This is a genomic window from Corynebacterium hylobatis, assembly GCF_003955685.1.
Taxonomy (GTDB): domain Bacteria; phylum Actinomycetota; class Actinomycetes; order Mycobacteriales; family Mycobacteriaceae; genus Corynebacterium; species Corynebacterium hylobatis.
The window spans coordinates 150784-172350 of the sequence record NZ_RXHJ01000006.1; the positions used below are offsets into that span (position 1 = coordinate 150784).

The following is a 21567-nucleotide window of genomic DNA, read 5'->3' on the forward strand; positions in this document are numbered from 1 at the left end:
ATTGGAAGAGGCAATTTTCCAAAATTCAGAAAATATCTAGGGCCTGCGATCAGGTCGACCTACCCGCAGCCCCGCACGACCTCCGCCACCGACGCCACGGCGACGTCGAAACGGATCCGCTCCTGCTCAATCCGCAGGTGGCCGGCCTCGATGAGGGCCTCCAGGCTGGCCAGCTCCGCGGCGCTCAGCCGCTCATAGACCCGCGGCTGGAAATCGCGGTCGGGCACTCCCATGTGTTGCCACCGCTGCACCGTCGCGCGGTCCATGAGCACCGATCTCGTCTCAGGAACTGCCCCGCGGACGCCGTCGAGGATCCCGTAGCCGTCGGTGTCCAGGTCACCCCAGTAGATCAGGGGCGCGGCGTGGAAGAAGGGCTCGCGCACAATGTCGGTGGCCCGGTAACCGGCGCCCCAGGCCAACACCACCCGGTCCGGGACAGGCAGGGCCAGGAAGGACTCCAGGTTCTCCACCATGACCACCGCCCGCGGGACCGGAATCCCAGGCAGTTCAGAGAAGACCACCTCGACGTCGCTGAGCCCGCCCGGCCCCTGCCCTGCGGGGAAACGCAGACGTACCCGCCCCTCCGGCTCGGCAAGGCCCAGCTCCGCGCGGCCGACCTCGCCGCGGCGGGCAGCCAGCAGTGTCTCCACCAGCGTGCGGTGCTGCTCCAGCCACTTGGTGTGCACCCCTTCCACGACCACCGCCCGGGGCAGCACACCGGAGGCTGGGTGCGCCTCGAACCAGGCCAGCACCTCCACCGCCAGGTGCAGATCCACCACCGCCACCCCGCGCCACAGCGGCAGGGCAGCCAGCACCGCGGGCAGCGAACCGGTCACCGACACCAGCAGATCCCGGCGCTGCACCAGCCCGTCCCATTCCTCCCGGCAGCCGACGAAATCAACCAGCCGCTCCACCGTGTCCAGCTGCAGGCGCACCGGCACCTCCTGACGGCCCAGGCCCACCGTCGACCAGTTGCGCACCGCGGTCTCCACACCGGCCACGCCCTGCCACTGGCGGATGAACTCCTGCGTGGCCGACACATCCGCCGCGGCCTGCGCGGCAGTCGGCGGGCGCAGCGGAAAACCGTAACCCTCGAAGTCCCCGGCGAGCAGCTCGCGCTCGCGGGAGCGGAGGTGGCGGAGGGCGCGGGAGCGGGCGTCGATAAGCGGGAGCATCTCAGACCGCGTCGATGCGGGAGTACCGGGAGGTACCGCGGATCTCCCCGCGCTCGTCGGGGGCCTCCCGGTAGTCGACCACGATCGTCGCCCCGACATAGCGGCCGAGGGTCTGGATGAGCTTGAGCGGGGTGGCCAGCACCATGTGGAAACCGAAGCTGGCGAAGACATCCATGGTCTGCCGGGTGAAGGCGGGGTCGGCGCGGTCGAAGGCCTCGTCGAGGATCACCGTGGCATAGGTCGGGTACTGGGCGCCGGGTTCGGCCAGCTGGTAACGCAGCGCGGCGGCCAGGCAGAAGAAGACCAGCTTCTGGGCCTGCCCACCTGACAGCGAGGAGGAGTCGACATAGGTGTTGATCGTGGTGCCCTCACGGTCGCGTTCGATGCCGATGAAGCTGACGTGGCGGCGGGTGTCCAGCACCAGCTTCCGCCAACGGACATCCGCGGAATCCTGCGAGCCCAGGCGCCGGATGAGCGCGGCGATGACCTGGTAGCGGGCGAAGGCCTGCTTCTCATCGTCCGTGCCCAGGCCACCACTGACGGCCTCGTCGAGGTCGCGCTGGAAGTCCTGGACCACCTCTCCGCGCCGGTCGCGGACCTGGATGTGCAGGAAACGGTCGGTGTTGAACTCGGAGCGTTCCAGGGAGTGGTTGATCGGGTCGATGCGTTCCTCGATCTCCCGGCGCGCGTTGCGCAGGGCCCGGGCGATCTGGCCGAGGTTGCGGGTGGACATGTCGTTCATCAGGCCGAGGAAGCGGGCGGTGAATTCCGCCAGGCGGTCTCCACGCAGGGCCCCGAGGCGGTTGAGGGCCTCGCCGATGTACTCGGGCTGGGGCAGGATGTCGGCCTGCTCGGCGGGCCATTTCTGCAGGTAGCCGCTCAAGGTGGAGGTGATCTGGGTGTCAGTGCGGCTGAGGGTGGTGTTGAAGGTGTCGATCTCCGCGTCGAGTTCCTCCCGCAGCGCGTTGGTGCGCTCGTCGACGTTGCCGGCGTGGATGCGGCGGGTGGTTTCGGCGAGCCGCTTCTCCACCTCGCGGGCGACTGCCTCCTCGACCTCGGTCGTCGGGATCTTCCGCAGGCGCTCGAGTTCCTGCAGGGCGGAGGCCTGCTGGTTCGCGGCAACGGATTCGTCGCGGTGCGCCTGGTTCCACTGTTCCCGGGCCGCTGCCAGTTCCGTCGTCGCAGCCTCAAGACGTGCGCTGAGTTCCGCGGCCTCCGGGGTGGTCTGCAGCTCCTGCAGGGCCTGGTCCAGGTCCGCCAGGGCCTGCCGCACGGTGGCGGTGTCCACCTGGGCCCAGGAGGTGCGCAGGATCAGCTCCGCGGCGCGCAGTTCCTTATCCAGGACATCGATCCGCGCCTTGGCCTCCTGCTGCCGGTGGACGGCGGACTGCATCTTCCCTGCCGCCTGCCGGACCTGCTGGCGCAGCAGCTCGATCTTCTCGTGGTTGGTGGAGCCGAGGCGGTAGGTGGAGCGGTCGCCCAGGCGGCGCCGGTCGTCCTTCTCCAGGCGCTCGGTGGTATCGCCCGTGCGGCGGGCGTGCCGGCGCAGGCCCCGCAGGGTCACCGCATCATCCTGGGGGCGCAGGTCCGCGAAGTCGGCCGGGCTGTCCACGCAGAGGATGTTGTGGCGTCGGCCGAGTTCCGCCTGCAGCCAGGCCTGGAAGGGTGAGTCGATGACCTCAACCTTCCGGGGCAGGGCGTTGTGCGCCAGCCGTGGGGTGGAGTACTCCTCGGTGGTGTGCACGCCGTTGACCACCAGGCGGGTGCCGAGGTGTTCGGCGTCGATCCAGTCGCGGATGCGCGGGAGGGCCTCGTCCTGGACGAGCAGTGTGGCGGCCAGGCCGCCGAGCAGGCGCTGGACCACCGGTTCCCATTCCGCGTCGACGGGGTCGATGAGTTCCCCGGCGAAGGGCACGTCCCGGGTGTTCAGGCCCAGGTCGTGGCACATGCGCTCGCGGACCTCCAGCAGGCGGGAGTCGATGTTGCTGCTGCCGCGGCTGAGCGCGTTGAGTTCGCGTTCTGCGGCCTCGTGTTCATCGGTGGCGCGGGTGCGGGCGGCGACGGCCTCCTCGCTGACGGTGTCCAGGGCGGTTCGGGCGGCTGCGTGTTCAGCGGTGATCACGCGGGCGTCATTGCCCAGCACCAGGAAATCCTCGGCCACCTCCGGGGGCACACCCCCGATTCCTTCGACAGCGGCCGCGAGTTCCGCGCGGTTCGCCTCGGCGCGGTCCAGGCGCTCGGCCGCGGCATCGAGGCGTGCGCTCAGCTCACCGTGTTTCGCTCCGAGGGTCTGCTCCACCGCGTTGCGGGCGATGCGTTCCATCTCCTCGGCGTGGGTGCGCCGCTGCTCCGCGGACTCCAGCCGGGAGGCCGCCTCATCGTGTTCCACGGTGTAGCGGCGGACCAGCGCCTCCTGCTCGCCGCGTTTGATGCGGTTGCCCACCGCTGGCAGAGCCTGCTTCAGCGTCAGCGCGTGCGCCCTGCTGGTGCGCGCCTCCTCCTTCCTCCGCTGCAACCCCACCAGCGGTTCCAGGGCCGCCACCTGCGCCTTGATGTCTTCAACCTTCTCGTAGGCGCCCTCCAGGTCCCGGAACTGCTCGACCGCGGTATCCGCGAAGCCGAAGGTGGCGGGTTCTTCCAGCATGTAGTCGCGGAAGAGATCGTCCAGGCTCTGCAGGTCCTTGGCGGACTGCGCCCGGTGCAGCAGGTACTGGGCCTCCTCGCTGGCGATGCCCAGGCGCTGCCGGAACTTCCCCGCGAACACGGAGTGGTTCTCGGAGAAGGTGGCCTGCTTGTGGGCCGCCTTGATCCGCCGTTTGTCGATGCCGCTGCCCAGGTGCTCCACCAGGCCGAAGACCGTGTGGTCACCGGGGATGAGCCCGTAGAAACGCGCCACCTCGGCCGGGGAATTGTGCCCGGACTTCAGGTAGAACATCGCCACCAGGGTGTGGGCGGTGCCTTCCCCGTCGTCGTAGGTCAGACCCACCACCGAGTAGGTGGCCTTCGGACGCAGATAGGTCGCCACCACGGTGCCGGAGGCGTGGTCCTCCCGGGAACGCCACGCACCCCGGATGTAGGAGACGAGGTTGCGGCCCTTGCCGCGCGGGGTGTTCGCCTGGGCGGCGGCGTTGAAACGCACCCGGTCACCCGGCAGGAGGACGGCGGTGATCGCGTCGATGAGCGTGGACTTGCCCGAACCGGAACCACCGGTGATGAGGAATCCCTCCCGGGCGACGGGGATGTCCACGCTGCCCTCGAAGGTCCCCCAGTTGATCAGCTGGATCCGGGAGAGCCGGTACTGGCCGGGGTGGACACTCACTGCTGCTCCTCGGTGTCTTGGGCACTGCCGGCGTTCCGGTAGCGTTCGTATTCGGCGCGCACGCCCTCGACGGTGGCGGCGTCGAAGATCTGGCGCAGCGCGGGCGAGACCTCGAAACGCCCCTCGGTCTCCGTGGCGTGGACGAGTGAGTACTCCCCCATGCGGCGGAAGGCCGCGTCGAAACGTTTGCCCAGTTTCGTCTCATCGCGTTCCGTGTCCACCCGGTAGAGCAGCACCTGCTCGCGCAGTTCCCCGCGGTCCACGATCACCCGCTCCCCCGGTGCCGCCAGGGCCAGCTCCTGGCGCAGGTGCAGGATGATCAGGGTGTCGGTGTGGCTGAGCGATTCGGTGCGCAGCACCTTCGGCATCGGTTCGCGTCTTCCGTCGCCGGTGTCCACGTCCTGCCCGCCGGCCGCGGCCCGGGAGAAGGCGATGCCGGCGTCCTCGTCGAGCACCAGCTCCAGGAAGACGTTGTGTAGGCAGGAACGCAGCGCCCCCTCATCACTGACGATGGCCTGCCACACCTGCGGGTGATCCTGGGCCGTGGACATCGGCCCCTTGAGCAGCTGCACCAGGGCGCGGCGGGAATGATACGACAGGGTGCCGGTGTCCTCCGGCCACATCGGGGTGCTCATGGTTCTTCAGTCTCCTCTTCCGTGCCGCGGTGGAACTGCCAGCCGCTGATCCGCGCGCGCCGCTGTTCTCCCGCATCCTCCCACTGCACGGTCTGCGCCTGCCCCGTGGACACGCCGCGGGTCATGGCCAAGTACAGCAGACCGACAACGCTGGCCAGGCCCTGGGTCGCCGGGGTCAGCTCCAGGATCTGCGCGATGGTGGCCGTCGGCTGCTGCGCCAGGGCCGTGGCGACGGCCCCTTCCAGTTCTTCAAAATCAATCTCGCTGGCCCGGATCTGCTCCATGAGGACCCCGGCATCCAGTTCCACCTCTTCGACCTGCACGGGGGTCTCCTCGACGCGTTCCTCCCCGGGGTTGCGCAGGCGCAGTGCCGCCACCGAGCGCAGCTGCATGCCGATGCGCACCAGCGGGGTCTCCATCTGGTTGAGCGCGCTGACCGAACCCTCCTGCGCGGCCTCGGCTGCGACGTGCCGGGTGGCGCGCAACAGCTGCACCATCCGACGGTTCTCCGCGAACTCCTCGGTGGTGACGTAGTGGCGCAGACTCCGGGCCAGGCCGGTCATCTCCTGGCTGACCTCATAGCTGGCCTCCTCCATGTCGCGGAAGAGCCGGTACAGGCCGACGCGGAGATGCTCGGGGACCTCCTCAGCGGCGTCGCGTCCCAGCACCTCGGCGATCCACCGGTCGACGAGGGCGGAGCGTTCCCGGTCGAGCAGCACCTCGAAGAAACTGTTGAAGCTACGGCCGGCATCCGAATCGCCGATCAGGTCCACGCCGCGGAAGATCTCCTCGAGCACGTTCCCGCGGGAATCCTCCGGGTCCAGCAGCTGCCGGCGCAGCTGACGGTTGAGGTCCCCGAGCTCATGGCGCACCCGGGCAAAATCCGCGGGGATGGCGGACGCCAGATCCAGGATGTCGGCCATCCGCTCCGTGATCTGCGTGGTGGACAGCACCTCGAATTCACCGCGGTGGGTGGCCTCGATGAGGTGCGCGATCTCCTCACGCTGACGTTCCAGCTCGCCGAGACGTCGGCCCACATCCGGGTCGGATTCCCGCGCCAGGGTCTGCAACGCCTGGGAGAGCGATTCAATACGGGAAGCGGAGACCGCACGGTGCGGGCTGTCCCAGCGCTGCAGGGCGTCGAGCACCGCCAGCACGTCCTCGCTCGGCTCCAGGGTCTCACCGGTCCGTGAGGTGCCGGGGCGACGCACCAGCCAACCGCTGCGCACCCAGTCACCGACATAGTCCTGCGGTCCCTTCGGCAGACCGAAACCTTCACCGCGCAGCTGACGCAGCCCCTCATCCAGCAGCGTGTAGACCTCGTGCGCCGGGCGTGCCAACGCACCCTGCGGGAAGTACTGCGCGACCACGGCCAGCACCACCGGCAGGTTCTCGCTGCGCAGCAGCGCCATCACCGGCGATTCCCGTCGGAAGCGGGCGAAGCCCAACGCATGGGAGACCAGACTCATGGCACTGACTATTCCAGAAAAGGGCTCTGCTCTCGCAGGCACGGTGCTTATCGACGCCCCTCCCCAACCCCGGCCCGTGAGGAGGTTTCACGTGAAACATGGGATACGTCCACATAGGTCGATGAAATAAACATATCGGTTCAATATGTTTATTTTTTAGGCCGAAATCGACATATGACCTTTCTGGCACTTCCCGATCTGCAACCGTCTCACATCGGGGGCGATCGCCTCGAGGTGCCGGATATGCCCGAAGGCAAACGACCGCAGGAAGGAACCCAGGGTCGACGGGACGTAGACCCGTTGAAGAGTCGGGTCATGCCGTCGTGGCGTGCTGGGCAAGGCGACCCGCACCCAACTGAGCAACGACGGTGAAATCGACTGGATCATCGACCAGGACGCCCTGGGTCTCAGCCGCATCTACGTGCAGGCCAAACGCTACGCACTGACCAGCAGGGTGGGCCGACCGGAGATCCAGGCCTTCGTGGGAGCCCTCCACGGGGTGCAGGCCAACCAAGGTGCCTTCCTCACCACCGCACAGTTCACCACAGGTGCCGAGCAGTACGCGGAGAGCCTCAACGTCCGCGTCGTGCTCATCGACGGCCCCCGGCTGGCCCGCCTGATGATCCGCTACGGCGTCGGCGTACAGGTCCAGCAGGTGGTCAACGTGGTGGAGGTGGATGAGGACTTCTTCGAATAGGCGGAACAGCCAGCAGCTCGCCAGCAGGAAACCGGAGAGGTGGCATGAAGTTTCGAATATCTTCTTCCAACCTTCTCGGAGAATCATTGAATGCGCTACCAAGGCAGATTTTTACCCGTAATGCCCCGAACCCCATAGCCTATAATCGAACATTATGACGGGAACGGCAGTTGAAGAAGATCACCGCAGAACTCTGCATGTGTTCATGGATGAATCAGGGGACCTGCAGTTCGGTCGGAAAGCCTCCCAGCATTTCATCTTGTCCGCCGTGTACACCGACAGTCCCCAGAGCTCAGCAGCTGCAATGCAGGAATTGAAATACTCTCTGCTTGCCTCTGGCAGCACCGATCTGGAATTTCATGCGACTTATAATTCGCGCGGAACCCGAAAACGCGTGATTGATACCATCGTCGATATTGAGACCATCAGGATTCACACCCTGTGGATTGATAAGGCGTTCACGGCACCAGCGCTCCAGAATGAGATCGCCCTGCTCGGGCAATTCGGAAAATCCATGGGCCGGTGGATCAGCTCAACCCACACGTTGGCAGATTATGACCAGGTTGTGCTGATCTTCGATTCGGTACTGACAGGAAAGAAGCAGGACGCCTTCCTCAAACTTCTCAAGCCGGAGCTTGCTACGCTGCCGATCCCGTACCGGGTCCTTTTCCATCCCGTCAAACAAGACCTGAACGGCCAGATCGCAGACTATTTTTCCTGGTCGTGGTTTCGGAACATCGAACACAAAGATCCCCAGTACTGTGAGGCTCTTCAGCGAAACGGCCGGTGGACACAGTTCAACCTCTTCCGAAATGGAAACACCCGATACTGGTCTCGGCCTCTATAAAAGCGACCACCCTGCCTACCGGCGGACCGGAGAGCCCAGGGGCTCTTATCAGCAGGGTGGAACCTTTGTTCCTCGAATTCTAGCTGATAACCACCCCGATTGTCAACACTTTCCGGAATGTTTCCGCAGGTAGATACACATATTTGACGCAGCTAACCGACTTTGAGCCGGGGGGATAATCCACTCAGGCGTCCGACATCCACGCCGCCCACGTCATCGCCGAGACCTGGCGGCACGGAAAAGGAGAACACCCATGAACAGCACCGATGAGACTTTTGAGCCTTTCAATGCCGCGGACTATCTGAATACTGTGGACGATGTCGCCGCTTATCTGGAAGCAATCATCGATGAATACCCCGACGATGCCTCCGCTATCGCACGCGCCCTCGGAACGATCGCACGCTCACGCAACTTCAGCCAGATCGCCCAGGAGGCCGGAATCAGCCGGGAGGGCCTCTATAAGGCGCTGTCTGGCGACGGAAACCCCAGCCTTTCTACCTTCATCAAAGTCTCGCGGGTTCTCGGACTCCGCCTGCGCTTCGAGGCAGCTGCCTGAAGAAACATGAGCCGGAAGGCCTGGCATGGCTGGCAGCCATCAGCATCCTTTCTGCCCATGGCAAGTCTGGCTCCACCACTGCGCTTCAGAGTTACTTGCACAGTCTCCGTCGCAGCAGGGTGAGTCGATAACTACCGCGGTCGCACATCAACCGCTGTCACCGTCGGTACCCGCCGGTCACCGTGCTCGATATCGGAGATCCGCAGGTCGACGTCGAAGATGTCGCCGAGGTTCTCCTCCGTCATGACCTCGTCCACCGGACCGAACCGGGCGCGGTGGTCACGGCCGATGAGGATGATCTTGTCGGCGATGCGGATGGCGTGCGCCGGGTAGTGGGTGTTCATCACGACCACCAGGTTCCGCTCCCGCACGAGGTGCTGCAGGAGGTTGAGCACCACCATCTGGTTGTGGAAGTCCAGGCCGGTCTCGGGCTCGTCGAGAACCATGATCCTCGGTTCCGCGATGAGCGCACGGGCGATGAGGATCATCTGGAACTGTCCGCCGGACATGTTCCCGCAGGGCATGTCCGCCAGGTGTTCCGCGCCTATCGACGCCAGCGTCTCCCACGCCATCGCCTCCTCCTCCGGTCCGGGCTGAGCGAACATGCCCAGGTGCGCGGCACGACCGATGGTCACCATGTCCAGGCCCGACAGGGAGAGGCTCACCGCAGAGCGGGCCTGTGGGACGTAGGCGATGGTCCGCCCGATCTCCCGGGGGCTCATGTCCTTGAGGTTCGCCCCGTCGATCTCGGTGTGGCCGCTACTCCACTGCTGCAGCCCGGTCATGGCGCGCATGAGGGTGGTCTTCCCCGCACCGTTGGGTCCGAGGATGGCCAACAGCTCGCCGGGTTCCACGCGGAAGTTGATGTCCTCGAGGATGGGTTCCCGGCTCAGCGGGTAGCGGAAGGTACCGCCCTTGACCTGAAGAGCCATTACCAGTTGCCTCCGGTCTTGCGCAGCAGCAGGATGAACACCGGGGCACCGATGAGGGCAGTGAGCACGGAGATCGGGATCTCGGAGGCCGTCATGGTGCGTGCCAGGGTGTCGATGAGCAGCATCATGGCCGCCCCCAGCAGCAGGGAGACGGGGATGACCAGCCGGTTGTTGTTGCCCACGAGCATGCGGGCGCAGTGCGGGACGAGCAGGCCGATCCAGCCGACCTGCCCACACATGGACACCACCGAGGCGGTGATGAGCGTGGCACACGCGATGACCAGGGGGCGCAGCACCCGGATGTTGAGCCCTGCCGCGCGGGCCTCATCCTCCGAGAGTGCGAGCACGTTGAGGCGCCAGCGCAGCAGGTAGATGCCGAGGGTGCCCAGCACGATGAGCGGCACCCCCAGCGCGATGGAGCTGAAGGAGACGCCCGCCAGGGAGCCCATGAGCCAGTAGGTGATCTCCGGGAGCTTGGAGGTCGGATCCGCCATGAGCTTGAGCATGGAGATGACCGCGTTGGCGATCGCGGAGACGATGACCCCGGCCAGCACGAGCATGACGATGGAGGTCTTCCCCCGGTGCCGGGCGATGCTGACGGTGACGGCCATGGCCAGCAGGCCGAAGAGCAGGGCCAGTGCCTGCACACCGAGCAGGTTCCAGCTGAAGATGAGGGCGAGGACCGCTCCGACGGAGGTGCCCGCCGAGACACCCAGGGTGTCCGGGGTGGCCAGCGGGTTGGAGAACACCGACTGGAAGGCGGCACCCGCCACGGCCAGTCCGGCGCCGACGAAGATGGCCAGCACCGTCCGGGGGAAGCGGACACCGAAGAGGACGGAGCCCACGCGGTCATCGGTGAATTCCTGACCGCTCAACGAGTCGCCGAGGGCGCGGATGATCTCCGGCAGGCTGATGCTGTAGCGGCCGGCCATGACGGAGATGAGCGCGCAGGTGATGAGCAGCAGCCACAGCACGATGACGAACCAGGCCCGCAGCCTGCCGGAGACGACGAAGGCCTCCGTCCATCCTCGCCCGGCCGCGGTTCGGCGGCGCCCGGTCGCCGCTGAGGCGGCCACGGGAACCTGTTCAGTCGATCGGGTTTCAGCGTAGGTCAGCATCGGGATCAATGATCTGGGCCGCGCGGTCCGCACTGACCTCGTGGCCGTACATCTGCTCGTAGTAGTCCTGCGTCATCTGAACCAGGTCGACGTCCTCGAACTGCTCCGGGTACAGGCGGGAGCCCAGCCAGTTGGCCACGACGGGCGCGTCCGGGTTGGGGGTGAACCAGTTCCACATGCCCAGTTCCGTGGAGTAGACCTCACCGTTCTGGACAGCGCTGAGACCGGAGAGGTCGATACCCTCGATTTCGTTGTTGAGGATCTCGGCGGCGGTCATGGAGCTCTGCCCCTTGCCGGTGACGAAGATGACGTCCGGGTCCCAGGCCAGCAGCTGCTCGGCGTTCACCGGCATCTGGCCCTGCTCGGAATCGGCGGTGGCGTTGATGAAGTTCATGCTCTCGGCCCAGCCGTCCGTGAACCAGCCGTCCTGGCCGCCGGCGACAACGAGCATGCCCTGGTTGGTCTGCATGACCACCAGCGCGGTGCGCTTCTCGTCCTCGGGAACCGCGGCGACGCGTGCCTCGGCGTCGTTAATGAGGTCCTCGCCATAGGCGATCTTGTCGTCCATCTTGCCGGGCTCGCCGTAGACGTCCTCGAGCAGGCGCAGCCACTTCACGTAGGTGTCGGTGGGGGTGCCGAGGGTGTCAAAGCCGACGACGTCCAGGCCGACGGCTTCCATAGCGCTGCGGCTGTCCTGGTTGCGGGCGTTGTTGAAGATCAGGTCCGGGCCGATACCCAGCAGGGTCTCGGCGTTGATGGTGCCCTGCTTGTCAAAGGAGGTGTCCACCTCCAGGGCCTCCGGGGCGATGTCGGCGAGGATGGTCTCGTCCATCATGTTGATCAGCCGCTCCGAGGTGGCGACAACGTTGGGGGCCTCACCGTCGAAGTAGGCGACGTAGGTGGACAGCAGGGGGATCTGCTCGAAGGCCACGGCGTTGATCTCCGCGGGGATGGTGACCTCCGCGCCAGAGTGGTCGGTGACGGTGCGGCTCTGCGCCGACTGGGCGGTCGTCGTGGTGGTCTCGCTGCTGCCGTTGGAGGTGGTGCCGGTGTCCGAGCAGCCTGCCAGAAGCAGTGCGCTGCCCATGGTCAGCGCAGCAATGTGCTTCATCCTGAACTTCATGTCATTTTCCTTGGGTCTGGGGAGGGAGGGTTCTCAGGCCTGCTGCTGGACGCGCTGGCCGTGGTCGTACATGCCGCTGAGGGTGATGTTGCCGACTGCGTCGAAAAGCTGCTCGGGATCCTTGGCGACGAAGCCGGTGAGCACATCAACGCCATGCTCGAAGAGAATCGGGCTCAGCGTGGTGGAGGGGCCGACGAGGACCGTGGTGGCGTTGCGGGAGAGTTCCAGCAGCCGGGGCATCGTCTTGTTCACGAAGGCGGAACCGGAGATGAACACGAAGTCACTGTCCGGGAGCAGGTACTCGGCGGCCGGATCCGGGTAGTCCCCCGGCTTGGTGTTGCGCTCCAGCATGCGTAGTTCCGCGGCCTGCGCGAGCGGTTCCGGGGCGAAGGGGAAATGTCCGATGACGGAGACCTTCTTGCCCGCCACCGCCTCCGAATAAGGGTGGAAGACCTGCTGCCACAGGTTGACGTCGCTGGCCACGAAGCCGTTCTGCTCGGCGGTCTCCGGCTGGGAGTACCAGGCGTTGACAGCGGCCAGGCCGAGCGCGGCCTCCGCGAAATTCCAGCTCTTCACCAGGGCGGCGACCTCACGCAGCGGGGCACCGACGAAGCTGGGCTCCTCATAGAGCGCCGGGCGGGACTGTTCCCCGAAGGTCAGGCCCATTCCCAGGCCATCTTCCGAGGACAGGATCCGGGACCAGCGCAGGCCCACGGAGGCAGCCGCAACCGTCGGTTCTGGTGGGATCCCGTCGATCAGCTCATCATAAATCTTCCAGGGATCTCCCACGCGAACCTCTTCCATCGGCGAATTGAAGGACAGGCCAGCCGCGACTCCGCAGAGTGCCTGCCCCACCAGGACATGGTTGGGTTAGGCAAGGCTGACCTATCTAGATCCTGAAGATATCCCATGGAAAGTTCCGTCACAAGGGTGTAGTGGAGGGGTTACACCCGCTCGCGCGCCGCGGGAGCGCGGGCGTCGATAAGCAGAGGGCTACTCCCCCAACGGCCCGAGCTCCTCGACCAGAACCTCCTGGACCACCTTCATCGCGGAGAGCGCAGCCGGCGCACCGCAGTAACCGGAGGCGTGGATGACGGCCTCGGTGATCTCCTCGCGCGTGAGACCGTTGCGCAGTCCACCGCGCACATGCCCGCGCAGTTCCTCGGTGGCGCGCAGGGCGATGAGCATGCCGATGTTCAGCAGGCTGCGGTCGCGTTTGTCCAGGCCGGGGCGGTTCCACACCGAACCCCACACTGTCTCGGTGAGGTGACACTGCAGGTCCTCCCCATCGGTGCCCGCGTTGCGGGACAGCGCAGCGTCCACGAAATCATCGCCCATCACCTCCCGGCGGATCCGGATACCCTCGTCGAAACGGCCGTCAGCGTGATTCTGCTCAGTCATGGCACTGAAGCTACCGGAAGGGCACCTCGCCCATCGTCCGGCGCAGCTTGCGGGTGCGCAGTCGTTCCGGGTCCTCCGCGAGCGACTCCACGGCACGCACCGCGCACATGACGTGGGCCTGCTTGGAGTTGGAGTAGAAGGCCTGCGCCTGGGCCGGCAGCTTGGGCACGGCGTGCAGCGGCAGGTCAGAGACCGAGAGCAGGCTGCCGTAGGGCACCCGGTAGCGGTAACCGTTAGCGGCCAGGGCGCTGGACTCCATGTCCACGGCCGCGGCAGTCGAGCCCTTGAGCCAGTCCCACAGGTCGCGTGGGGTGTGCCATTCCCAGTTGCGGTCGGCGGTGGACAGGACGGTGCCGGTGCGCATGAGGGAGTTGTCGTCACCGTAGATCTCCTCCACCGCCGCTTCGAGAGCGATCTGTACCTCGGGCACGGCCGGGATGGGGATGCTGCGGGAGATGTGCCGGTCGAGGATGCTGTCCTGGCGCTGGTAGGCGTTGCCCAGGATGAGATCCCCCATGCGCATGCGTCCGTCCATGCCGGCGCAGTGGCCGATCATGATCCACGCCTCCGGGCGCAGGACAGCCAGGCAGTCGGTGATGGTCTTCGCGTTGGAGGGGCCCACCCCGATGTTGATCATGGTGATGCCGTCACCGTCACGGGTGCACAGGTCATAGCGCGGCATCTGGTAGCGGGAACCGAGATCCAGATCCGCGATGGTGATCAGCGAGGCCCGGTCCCGGCTGATCTGCAGCCCGGAGGGCAGCACGAGGTCGGTGTAGCGGGAGCCCTCGGTGGCCAGTTCCGTCAGTCCGAACTTCACGAACTCGGCGGTGTGCATGTCGTAGTTGGTGAACAGGATGAACCGTTGGACGGTCTCCACCTCGATACCGGTGTAGTGCTCGATGCGGGCACACGCGATGTCGAAACGCTGCGGACCGAAGTGGAACAACGGCTTCTCCGGACCGTGGAAGGCCTCCCATTCCCCGTCGACGATCGCATCATGGACGTGGTCGAGCGTCGGGCGCGGGATCTCCGCGGCACTGTCCCCGGCGCGGCGGGCCTCGGTGATGCCCTCGATGCCGCGGATGTACTCCGGCGGGATGCGCTGGTCGGAGGGGCCGATGTAGATGTCACAGGGATAGTTGTGGGTCAGCCGGCTGAGCTGGTCGTGCAGGTAGTCCCGGATGATGTGCGGTTTGGACAGCGTCGCGGAATAGCGGCCGGCCTCGTCGACATAGCCGAAGGGCTCGGAGCGGTCGATGGGCCGCCACTGCTTCACGTCCACGATGAGCTTGGGGTAGACGACGTCGCGATACTCGTCGTAGGTCCCTTCATCCAGGATCGTCCGGGCGAGCGCGGTCGCGTGGTCGTAGAGCTCGACGAGGCCGTCGACGGCCTCGTCCACGTCGAAAACCTGGTACATGACGGCCAGCCTAATGACGAACCCGGACATCTGCCCGGGCCGGAAGACCCGACCGTGGCGAACCGGAGAACACTACACAACAATTCCATACCGAACCCCACACAATATTCCTGTGACCATGTACAATGCCCCGGCCCAGGCCATACCGTTAAAACATGAGAAACCACACGAGATCACATACCGCCCACCCCCTGCTCGCGGCACTCTTCGCCGCATCGTTGGCCCTGTCCGCCTGCACTGACGGCGGCTCCTCCCCTGCCCCCACCGGCAACGGCCCGGAACCGCCGGGCACCACCGCCACCATGACGGCGGCTGCGAACCATCTGGGTTCGCCGGACCTGTCCGAGAAGCGGCAGGACTCCTCCGTGGGTGAGCAGGTGGAGATCACCAATGTGCGCCTCGGCCGTCATGCGACCTTCGATCGCGTGGTCCTGGATCTGCGCGGTGAGGGCATCCCGGGTTGGATAGCCCGGTTCAATACCAACCCGGTCCAGGACGGTTCGGGCTTCCCGGTCGAGTACGAGGGCGAGACCAGCCTGGAACTGGCGGTCACCGGACTGACCATGCCCGGGGAGGACTACCGACCCATCGACACAGTGCCCGGCGCCGGTGGCGTGGTCACCGAAGTCATCCCGGGTGGCTGGTTCGAGGGCATGAGCTATGTGGTCATCGGTCTGCCCGGGGAACGCCCCTACTCGATCCAGCTGCTCGAGAATCCGCCGCGCCTGGTCGTGGACATCCTGCACCAACCCGAAACACCCACCCCGACCAGCACCCCACCGGCCACAAGTCATCTGGGCTCACCGGACCTGTCCGAGAAGCGGCAGGACTCCTCCGTGGGTGCGCAGGTGGACATCACCAATGCGCGCGTCGGCCGTCATGCGGACTTCGACCGCGTGGTCCTGGATCTGCGCGGTGAGGGCACCCCGGGCTGGATCACCCGCTTCAACGCCAACCCGGTCCAGGACGGATCGGGCTTCCCGGTGGAGTACGAGGGTGAGACCAGCCTGGAGCTGGCGGTCACCGGACTGGCCATGCCCGGGGAGGACTACCGGCCCATCGGCACCGTGCCCGGCGCGGGAGGAGTGGTCACAGAGGTCATCCCGGGTGGCTGGTTCGAGGGCATGGGCCATGTCGTCATCGGCCTGACCGGGGAACGCCCCTACTCCGTCCAGCTGCTCGAGAATCCACCGCGTCTGGTCGTGGACATCCTGCACCGGCCCGACGCCCCCACCACCCGGCACCTGGGTAACCCGGACCGCAACGATAAATCCGCGGACTCCGGACCGCCGCACCGCCGGGCGGTCACGGACGTGCGCATCGGCACGCACGAGGGTTTTGACCGGGTGGTCTTCGATACGGTCGGTGAGGGCAGGGTCGGCTGGTACACGTCGTACACCACGGATCCGATCACGCCGGAGTTCGGTGAGCCGGTGGACTTCGAGGGAGCAGTCGCCCTCGACGTCAACCTCACCGGCGTGTATCTCCCCTCGGAGATCGGTGAGGACTACCCGCCGATCGGTACCGTCGCCGGCACCGGCGGCGTCGTCGTGGAGGTCGTGGATTCACTGACCTTCCACCAGCAGAGCCAGTTCATCATCGGCCTGCCGGAGGAGCTGCCCTACTCAGTCCAGATCCTGGAGAATCCGCAGCGGGTGGTCATCGACATCCTCCACGAATAGGCAGGGACTACGAGGAGGTGCCGCGAGCACCGAGGGCGGTGTCGATGCGCAGCAGACCGGAGCCGTCCTCGCCGACCAGCTTCACCTGGTCGATGATCTCGGAGACGGTGTCCTCCTCCTCGATCTGCTCGCTGAGGAACCAGTTGACCAGCGCACGGCTGTCGAGGTCCTTGACCTCGTCAGCAACGCGGGTCAGGTTCCGGATCATCTCCGAGACCTGCTGCTCGTGCTCGAGGGCGTAGTTGAAGGCGTCCAGTGGGGTCTTCACGGCGAGGAAGGGCAGCTCGACGGTGCCCAGCTCAACCTTGCCGCCACGGGCGATGATGTGGTCGGCGATCTTGGACGCGTGCACACGCTCCTCGCTCGCCTGGACGGCCATCCAGGAGCTCATGCCCGGAAAGCTCAGACGGTCGAGGTCGTAGGAGAGCTGGGTGTAGATCAGCGCGGCCTGGTGCTCGGCGGTGACCTGCTTGTTCAGGGCCTCAAAGAGTTCATCGGGAATGTTCATGCCTCCATGCTAGGCGCGGCAGGGGTCTGCCGTCATTAGAGTGGGAACATGGCCACCGACTACCTCGCCGAACTACAGAAGGACATCTCCGAGAAGCTCAACAGACTGCTCCCGACGAGGGAGGCGGACGTCGACAAGCCCCCGCGGCAGGCCACGAAACCCGACCTTCCGCTGACCGCCCGCCTACCCCCGCGCGGCCACATCGAGGACGATTGGCGGGCCCGTCCCACCGCGCAACGCCCCTGGCCGGTGATCCTCATCCACGGCACCGGCGACACCAACGGAATCTGGCAGCAGCTGACCATCGAGCTGCGCGAGGACGGCTGGGCGGTGTTCGCACCCGAATTCGGTCAGCGCTGCACCGACCAGGTCGAGGAATCCGCCGCGCAGGTCGGCGCCTACATCGAGGCCGTCCTCACCGTCACCGGCGCCGAGCGGGTGGTCATCGTCGGCCATTCCCAGGGCGGGGTGCTCGCCCGCTACTGGATGCGGCTTCTCGACGGCGCGGCCAAGGTCCACCACCTCATCAGCCTGGGGGTCCCCCACCACGGGACGACCATGGGCGGGATGCTCTCCTCCGTCACCACCACGAAGACGGGCGAGACGATGATGAACGCCATCGTGCAGTCCTGGTTCGGCCCCTCCGGATTCCAGCTGATCACCGGCCACCCGCTGCTCGAAGAACTCAATGACGGGGGCAGCACCGAACCGGGTGTCGGATACACGAACATCGCCACGAAGAACGACACGATCATCCAGCCCACGGAGACCAGCTTCCTCGTCTCCGAGGACCCGGAGGCCGACATCACCAACATCCTGCTCCAGGACCTCGAACCCAAGGCCCTGGTCCTGCACATGGACATGCCCGGCGATGTGCGGGTCCGTAGCCTGGTGCGGGAGGCGTTGGACGGGCTGGTGGAGCAGGACTGAGGCCCGGGGCCTACAGCGAGAGGGCGTCGAGAAGCGCGTCGAAGGCCGGGGCCACGGGCGTGCGCCACAGGACATCCACCCGGCCGTCCGCCCGCCCCGGGCCACCGTTGATGACCGAGACCTTCTTGCCCTGCCGTTGGGCGTCGAGGATGAAGCGGTACCCGCTCATCACCGCCAGCGAGGAACCGACGACCAGCAGCGATGCAGCCACGTCGAGCAGGTCGCGGGCCTGTTGTTTCCGGTCCGCGGGGACGGGTTCGCCGAAGTACACAACGTCCGGCTTGAGCCGCACCGAACCGCAACGCAGGCAGCCGATCATCCGGAAACGGTCGACGGCCGACTGCGGCAGAGTGACATCACCGTCCGGGTTGACCATCGTGGGATCGAGGACGATGGACTCCAGATAACCGGGGTTGGCGGCCTCAAGACGTTCGCTGAAGAGCCGGCGGTCCTCCCGGTGACCGCAGTCCAGGCACATGACCGTGTCCAGGTCTCCGTGCAGGTGCAGCAGATTCCCGGAGCCGGCCGCGCGGTGCAGGCCATCGACGTTCTGGGTGATCAGGCCCTGCAGGTGCCCGGCGCGCTCCAGCTCGACCAGGGCGTAGTGGGTGCGGTTGGGCGCGGCCACGTCCATCTCCCGCCAGCCGACAAACGAGCGGGCCCAGTAGCGTTGCGACGCCGCCGGGTCATGGCAGAACTCCTGGTACGTCATCGGCCGGTGCCTGCTCAGCGAACCGCGCGGGCCCCGGTAGTCGGGGATGCCGGAGTCCGTGGAAACTCCCGCACCGGTGAGCACGAGGACGGAACCTTGTTCGAGCTGCTCGGCGGTGTGCTCCAGCGCCTCTTCCGGCGGGGTGGGCGTGGCCGTCTCGTCCACCACGCGGGCGATCGAGCGCAGGGCGGCGCGGTGGGAATCGTTGATCGCGGGGTCGGTGAAAGGGCTGCGAAGAAGCGGGCGGTCCACGGACATCAGTTTAATCCCTGAGATATGCGCGGAGATGCACCAGTGGGCAGTGGCCTGCGCCTGAAGAAGGGGGGTGAACTTGAGGCACTCCGCAACGACGGCTGGTCCATCTCCGTCACCGACAGCGTCATGACCGTGACCGCCCCACGCCATGCGGAGTACAGGTATGAGATTCCGGTCATCGTCTCGTACCCCGATGGAACCCACGAAGCCACGGTGGTGGTGATGGATGTTGATTTTCTGGCGGACACCAGCCTCATCCTCCTGAGCGCCCGCGGACTCGGAAAGCTGTCTGCCTAACCGCTTTCCGCCAGGCAGACGTCATCGCAGTTTCCGCTGAGAAATCCCTCCGGAACGCACCTATCCTGGGTGATGCTGGCACCCGACCGGGCGCCCTACGCACATATCTGAAGGAGCATCGCCCATGAAGGCTGTCGTCCACACCGGTTACCACACGTTCCCCTCCCTCAAGGAAGTGGAGAAGCCGACTCCCGGGCCCGGTGAGGTGCTGCTCAAGGTCGCCGGTGCCGGCGCCTGCCACTCAGATGTGGCGATCTTCCATGAGTTCGACGAGGGCCTGAACCCGCAGATGGATCCGGAGTTCATCCTGGGCCATGAGAACTCCGGCTGGATCGAGGAGCTCGGCCCGGGTGTGCAGGGTTTCGAGATCGGCTCCGCCCACCTCGTCTACGGTCCCGTCGGCTGCGGCCACTGCCGCGCCTGCACCCGCGGCCAGGACACCTACTGCGAGAACGCCGCGAAGATGCCCTACGCCGGTATCGGCCTGGGGCGTGATGGCGGCATGGCCGAGTACGTGGTCGTCCCGGCCCGCAACCTCATTCCGCTGGGTGACGCCGATCCGATCAACGCCGCCCCGCTCGCCGACGCCGGCCTGACCCCGTACCACGCCATCAAGCTGGCCCTTCCCAAGCTCAACGGCGGCGGGAAGACTGCCCTGGTCATCGGCCTTGGCGGTCTCGGGTTGGTCGGTGTGCAGATCCTCAAGGCGTTGACCGGCGCCACCATCATCGCCACCGACATGAAGGAGGAGGCGATGGCTGAGGCCGAGAAGCTCGGCGCCGTTACCGTCCCGGGTGGCGAGGGCCAGGTCGAGCGCATCCGCGAGATCACCGGCGGCAAGGGCGTGGACGCCATCTTCGATTTCGTGGGCATCGGTGCCACCGTGTCCACCGCCATGAAGTCCGTGGCGCGTCAGGGCCGGGTGACCATCGTGGGCATCGGCAACCTCTCCCCCTACGAGTGGGCCTTCCTGACCACCCCCTATGAGGCCGAGCTGGTCAACACCTACTGGGGCACCGTCGAGGAGCTCCACGAGGTCGTCGACATGTACAAGGCCGGCCAGATCGTCCCGCAGGTCGCGACCTACTCCCTGGATGAGGCGCTGGAGGCCTACCAGCTGCTCGTCGACGGCAAGATCGCCGGCCGCGCCGTCATCGTGCCGCACCAGTAGAAGCGCGCCCATCGGGTCCCGGAATATCGCCCCCGGAACAGTCCCCTGGAGACGTCTCGGGAAACGACTTCGGGGACGGTTTTCCATCGCCCTCCCCCGCGCCTTCCCGCCTTCACAGACCGGGGAGGCGCGGTTGTTCGTCCTCACCGAGGACCAGGTCGAACGCGTCGGTGACGATGTGCTCCCGCAGATAATCCCTCATGTAGGGAAGCTCGAAATCAACGTAACCGGTCTTGACCGGCCGGATCATTTCGGCGTCCATCAGCCGCCGTCGGTACTGGTTGGCGTACTGCGGACTCACCCTGAGCCGCTCCGCGATGTCAGCGGTCCGGGATGGACCATCGTCCCTGGCCATGGCTGCCAGATACGTCCGGTCCACATCGGAGAGGTCCGCCAGTGCCGGTTCGTGCACGAGCTGGCCGAGCTTGCGTTGTGCCTTCGCGATTCCCCGCTCCGCGGCAGCAAGGTCAATCACGTCGCCCTGCGCGTAGTGGAAGGACCACTGCCCCACCAGCTGGATCATGAAGGGATAGCCGCCACATGCGGCCACCGCCGCAGCAACTGCCTCCGGCTCCCACGAACGTCCGGCATCTTCCACCGGTTTCACCAGGCCGATCGCCACGTCCTCATCCGATACGGCCCCGAGTTCCACCCGGTTCGCCCGGCGGAGGAAGGTGACCGGGTTCTGGGCCTCATTGCTGGCAAGCAGCGGTTTGATCGCCGCAGGAATCCCCGCCATCGCGACCGCAATGTTGGCGTTTTCACGCACCAGATGCTGAATCACGGTGCCGAAATCGATCACCTCATCACTGACTGAATAATGCAGTTCATCGAGGGTGATGAGCAGTCCGACAGGCTCCTGGTGGAAACGTTCATCCAACTGGTGCTGAAGATCGAGAAATTCTGTCAGCACATCACGCAGGGTCGTAGTGGGACGGTGAACTTCCGTGTCCTCCCAGTTCAACGCATAGCCTCCCAGGGTGATCGCGCTGAGCCGCTGCCGGTTCTCGCGGAGGTGACCAACCATGCGTCGATAAGCGGTGTCCCGGATGCGGTTGACGAAACCGGGCGTGGCGGTCTCGCTGATCACCCACCACACCCGTTCCTCCGCGGCATCCTCCAGTGCATTGAGCAGTACCGTCTTGCCGACGCCCCGGGCCCCGGTGACGAGGGTGACCCGTTCATGGAAACCCGGCCCCTCATCGAGCGCCAGAGCGAAATCCTCAATGACGTCAGAGCGGCCCACGAGTACCGGCGGGGTGGCGCCCAGCGTGGCGCGGAACGGATTCCTCCTGCGGTTCATGCCACCGATCCTAA

General features: G+C 66.0%; 19 protein-coding genes and 1 pseudogene. 7 read left to right on the forward strand and 13 right to left on the reverse strand.

All coding sequences use genetic code 11. The annotated features are described in order from the left end of the window. Positions 1-59 precede the first annotated feature (59 nt). The 4 genes from EAH68_RS06440 to EAH68_RS06455 are packed head-to-tail and all read right to left on the reverse strand — an operon-like array spanning position 60 to position 6598. Positions 60-1175, reverse strand: a complete 1116-nt coding sequence (locus EAH68_RS06440) for a Wadjet anti-phage system protein JetD domain-containing protein (RefSeq protein WP_126120502.1) — start codon at positions 1173-1175, stop codon at positions 60-62. Position 1176: 1 nt separating this feature from the next. Further along, positions 1177-4494 (reverse strand): ATP-binding protein, encoded by a 3318-nt coding sequence (locus EAH68_RS06445; RefSeq protein ID WP_126120503.1) that lies wholly within the window; start codon positions 4492-4494, stop codon positions 1177-1179. Beyond that, complete coding sequence (locus EAH68_RS06450; protein WP_126120504.1) at positions 4491-5129, reverse strand: DUF4194 domain-containing protein; 639 nt, start codon at positions 5127-5129, stop codon at positions 4491-4493. The genes EAH68_RS06445 and EAH68_RS06450 overlap by 4 nt, the downstream gene beginning before the upstream one ends. Next, positions 5126-6598 carry a DUF3375 domain-containing protein gene (locus EAH68_RS06455; RefSeq protein ID WP_126120505.1) on the reverse strand — a complete coding sequence of 491 codons (1473 nt, stop codon included), beginning with the start codon at positions 6596-6598 and terminating at the stop codon, positions 5126-5128. The genes EAH68_RS06450 and EAH68_RS06455 overlap by 4 nt, the downstream gene beginning before the upstream one ends. Before the next feature lie 343 nt (positions 6599-6941). Here EAH68_RS06455 and EAH68_RS06460 point away from each other — a divergent pair. The 3 genes and pseudogenes from EAH68_RS06460 to EAH68_RS06470 all read left to right on the forward strand — a co-directional run. After that, a pseudogene (locus EAH68_RS06460) lies at positions 6942-7295 on the forward strand (restriction endonuclease); the annotation flags it as partial. Between the two features lie 154 nt (positions 7296-7449). Then, complete coding sequence (locus EAH68_RS06465; protein ID WP_126120506.1) at positions 7450-8142, forward strand: DUF3800 domain-containing protein; 693 nt, start codon at positions 7450-7452, stop codon at positions 8140-8142. Positions 8143-8395: 253 nt separating this feature from the next. Continuing rightward, positions 8396-8698 (forward strand): addiction module antidote protein, encoded by a 303-nt coding sequence (locus EAH68_RS06470; RefSeq protein WP_126120507.1) that lies wholly within the window; start codon positions 8396-8398, stop codon positions 8696-8698. A gap of 131 nt (positions 8699-8829) precedes the next feature. Here the strand turns inward: EAH68_RS06470 and EAH68_RS06475 are convergent, their stop codons facing one another. From EAH68_RS06475 to amn, 6 genes are all read right to left on the reverse strand, one after another. After that, a complete protein-coding gene (locus EAH68_RS06475) occupies positions 8830-9630 on the reverse strand; it encodes an ABC transporter ATP-binding protein (protein ID WP_126120508.1) in 801 nt (266 codons plus the stop codon). After that, positions 9630-10748 carry a FecCD family ABC transporter permease gene (locus EAH68_RS06480; RefSeq protein ID WP_126120509.1) on the reverse strand — a complete coding sequence of 373 codons (1119 nt, stop codon included), beginning with the start codon at positions 10746-10748 and terminating at the stop codon, positions 9630-9632. The genes EAH68_RS06475 and EAH68_RS06480 overlap by 1 nt, the downstream gene beginning before the upstream one ends. After that, positions 10732-11871 carry an ABC transporter substrate-binding protein gene (locus EAH68_RS06485; protein WP_126120510.1) on the reverse strand — a complete coding sequence of 380 codons (1140 nt, stop codon included), beginning with the start codon at positions 11869-11871 and terminating at the stop codon, positions 10732-10734. The genes EAH68_RS06480 and EAH68_RS06485 overlap by 17 nt, the downstream gene beginning before the upstream one ends. Before the next feature lie 33 nt (positions 11872-11904). Next, positions 11905-12660, reverse strand: a complete 756-nt coding sequence (locus tag EAH68_RS06490) for a Rossmann-like domain-containing protein (RefSeq protein ID WP_126120511.1) — start codon at positions 12658-12660, stop codon at positions 11905-11907. A 204-nt stretch (positions 12661-12864) separates the two neighbouring features. After that, complete coding sequence (locus tag EAH68_RS06495; protein WP_126120512.1) at positions 12865-13272, reverse strand: carboxymuconolactone decarboxylase family protein; 408 nt, start codon at positions 13270-13272, stop codon at positions 12865-12867. Positions 13273-13282: 10 nt separating this feature from the next. Then, positions 13283-14695: an AMP nucleosidase gene (amn, locus tag EAH68_RS06500; protein ID WP_126120513.1), complete on the reverse strand. Its 1413-nt coding sequence runs from the start codon at positions 14693-14695 to the stop codon at positions 13283-13285. Positions 14696-14850: 155 nt separating this feature from the next. Between amn and EAH68_RS06505 the strand changes: the two genes are divergently transcribed. Then, positions 14851-16377 carry an AMIN-like domain-containing (lipo)protein gene (locus EAH68_RS06505; RefSeq protein ID WP_126120514.1) on the forward strand — a complete coding sequence of 509 codons (1527 nt, stop codon included), beginning with the start codon at positions 14851-14853 and terminating at the stop codon, positions 16375-16377. 7 nt (positions 16378-16384) lie between these two features. On the opposite strand, the gene EAH68_RS06510 is transcribed toward EAH68_RS06505, so the two are convergent. Next, positions 16385-16885 carry a ferritin gene (locus EAH68_RS06510; protein WP_126120515.1) on the reverse strand — a complete coding sequence of 167 codons (501 nt, stop codon included), beginning with the start codon at positions 16883-16885 and terminating at the stop codon, positions 16385-16387. A 48-nt stretch (positions 16886-16933) separates the two neighbouring features. Here EAH68_RS06510 and EAH68_RS06515 point away from each other — a divergent pair, with 48 nt between their 5' ends. Then, positions 16934-17815 carry an esterase/lipase family protein gene (locus EAH68_RS06515; RefSeq protein WP_126120516.1) on the forward strand — a complete coding sequence of 294 codons (882 nt, stop codon included), beginning with the start codon at positions 16934-16936 and terminating at the stop codon, positions 17813-17815. Positions 17816-17825: 10 nt separating this feature from the next. Here the strand turns inward: EAH68_RS06515 and EAH68_RS06520 are convergent, their stop codons facing one another. Then, positions 17826-18779 carry a Sir2 family NAD-dependent protein deacetylase gene (locus tag EAH68_RS06520; RefSeq protein ID WP_241228326.1) on the reverse strand — a complete coding sequence of 318 codons (954 nt, stop codon included), beginning with the start codon at positions 18777-18779 and terminating at the stop codon, positions 17826-17828. A 24-nt stretch (positions 18780-18803) separates the two neighbouring features. Here EAH68_RS06520 and EAH68_RS06525 point away from each other — a divergent pair, with 24 nt between their 5' ends. Both EAH68_RS06525 and EAH68_RS06530 read left to right on the forward strand, forming a co-directional pair. Beyond that, positions 18804-19079 carry a hypothetical protein gene (locus EAH68_RS06525; RefSeq protein ID WP_126120518.1) on the forward strand — a complete coding sequence of 92 codons (276 nt, stop codon included), beginning with the start codon at positions 18804-18806 and terminating at the stop codon, positions 19077-19079. 124 nt (positions 19080-19203) lie between these two features. Continuing rightward, the gene (locus tag EAH68_RS06530; protein ID WP_126120519.1) at positions 19204-20250 is read left to right on the forward strand and encodes an NAD(P)-dependent alcohol dehydrogenase; all 1047 of its coding nucleotides are present in this window, start codon (positions 19204-19206) and stop codon (positions 20248-20250) included. Positions 20251-20362: 112 nt separating this feature from the next. Here EAH68_RS06530 and EAH68_RS06535 read toward each other — a convergent pair whose 3' ends face one another. Beyond that, positions 20363-21553 carry an ATP-binding protein gene (locus EAH68_RS06535; RefSeq protein ID WP_126120520.1) on the reverse strand — a complete coding sequence of 397 codons (1191 nt, stop codon included), beginning with the start codon at positions 21551-21553 and terminating at the stop codon, positions 20363-20365. Positions 21554-21567 lie beyond the last annotated feature (14 nt).

What these genes read in the sequence shown, in the direction of transcription:
- EAH68_RS06440 (WP_126120502.1), bottom strand. Translation starts at nt 1,175, where the DNA reads ATGCTCCCGCTTATCGACGCCCGCTCCCGCGCCCTCCGCCACCTCCGC.
- EAH68_RS06450 (WP_126120504.1), bottom strand. Translation starts at nt 5,129, where the DNA reads ATGAGCACCCCGATGTGGCCGGAGGACACCGGCACCCTGTCGTATCAT.
- EAH68_RS06455 (WP_126120505.1), bottom strand. Translation starts at nt 6,598, where the DNA reads ATGAGTCTGGTCTCCCATGCGTTGGGCTTCGCCCGCTTCCGACGGGAA.
- EAH68_RS06465 (WP_126120506.1), top strand. Translation starts at nt 7,450, where the DNA reads ATGACGGGAACGGCAGTTGAAGAAGATCACCGCAGAACTCTGCATGTG.
- EAH68_RS06470 (WP_126120507.1), top strand. Translation starts at nt 8,396, where the DNA reads ATGAACAGCACCGATGAGACTTTTGAGCCTTTCAATGCCGCGGACTAT.
- EAH68_RS06475 (WP_126120508.1), bottom strand. Translation starts at nt 9,630, where the DNA reads ATGGCTCTTCAGGTCAAGGGCGGTACCTTCCGCTACCCGCTGAGCCGG.
- EAH68_RS06480 (WP_126120509.1), bottom strand. Translation starts at nt 10,748, where the DNA reads ATGCTGACCTACGCTGAAACCCGATCGACTGAACAGGTTCCCGTGGCC.
- EAH68_RS06485 (WP_126120510.1), bottom strand. Translation starts at nt 11,871, where the DNA reads ATGAAGTTCAGGATGAAGCACATTGCTGCGCTGACCATGGGCAGCGCA.
- EAH68_RS06495 (WP_126120512.1), bottom strand. Translation starts at nt 13,272, where the DNA reads ATGACTGAGCAGAATCACGCTGACGGCCGTTTCGACGAGGGTATCCGG.
- amn (WP_126120513.1), bottom strand. Translation starts at nt 14,695, where the DNA reads ATGTACCAGGTTTTCGACGTGGACGAGGCCGTCGACGGCCTCGTCGAG.
- EAH68_RS06505 (WP_126120514.1), top strand. Translation starts at nt 14,851, where the DNA reads ATGAGAAACCACACGAGATCACATACCGCCCACCCCCTGCTCGCGGCA.
- EAH68_RS06510 (WP_126120515.1), bottom strand. Translation starts at nt 16,885, where the DNA reads ATGAACATTCCCGATGAACTCTTTGAGGCCCTGAACAAGCAGGTCACC.
- EAH68_RS06515 (WP_126120516.1), top strand. Translation starts at nt 16,934, where the DNA reads ATGGCCACCGACTACCTCGCCGAACTACAGAAGGACATCTCCGAGAAG.
- EAH68_RS06525 (WP_126120518.1), top strand. Translation starts at nt 18,804, where the DNA reads ATGCGCGGAGATGCACCAGTGGGCAGTGGCCTGCGCCTGAAGAAGGGG.
- EAH68_RS06530 (WP_126120519.1), top strand. Translation starts at nt 19,204, where the DNA reads ATGAAGGCTGTCGTCCACACCGGTTACCACACGTTCCCCTCCCTCAAG.
- EAH68_RS06535 (WP_126120520.1), bottom strand. Translation starts at nt 21,553, where the DNA reads ATGAACCGCAGGAGGAATCCGTTCCGCGCCACGCTGGGCGCCACCCCG.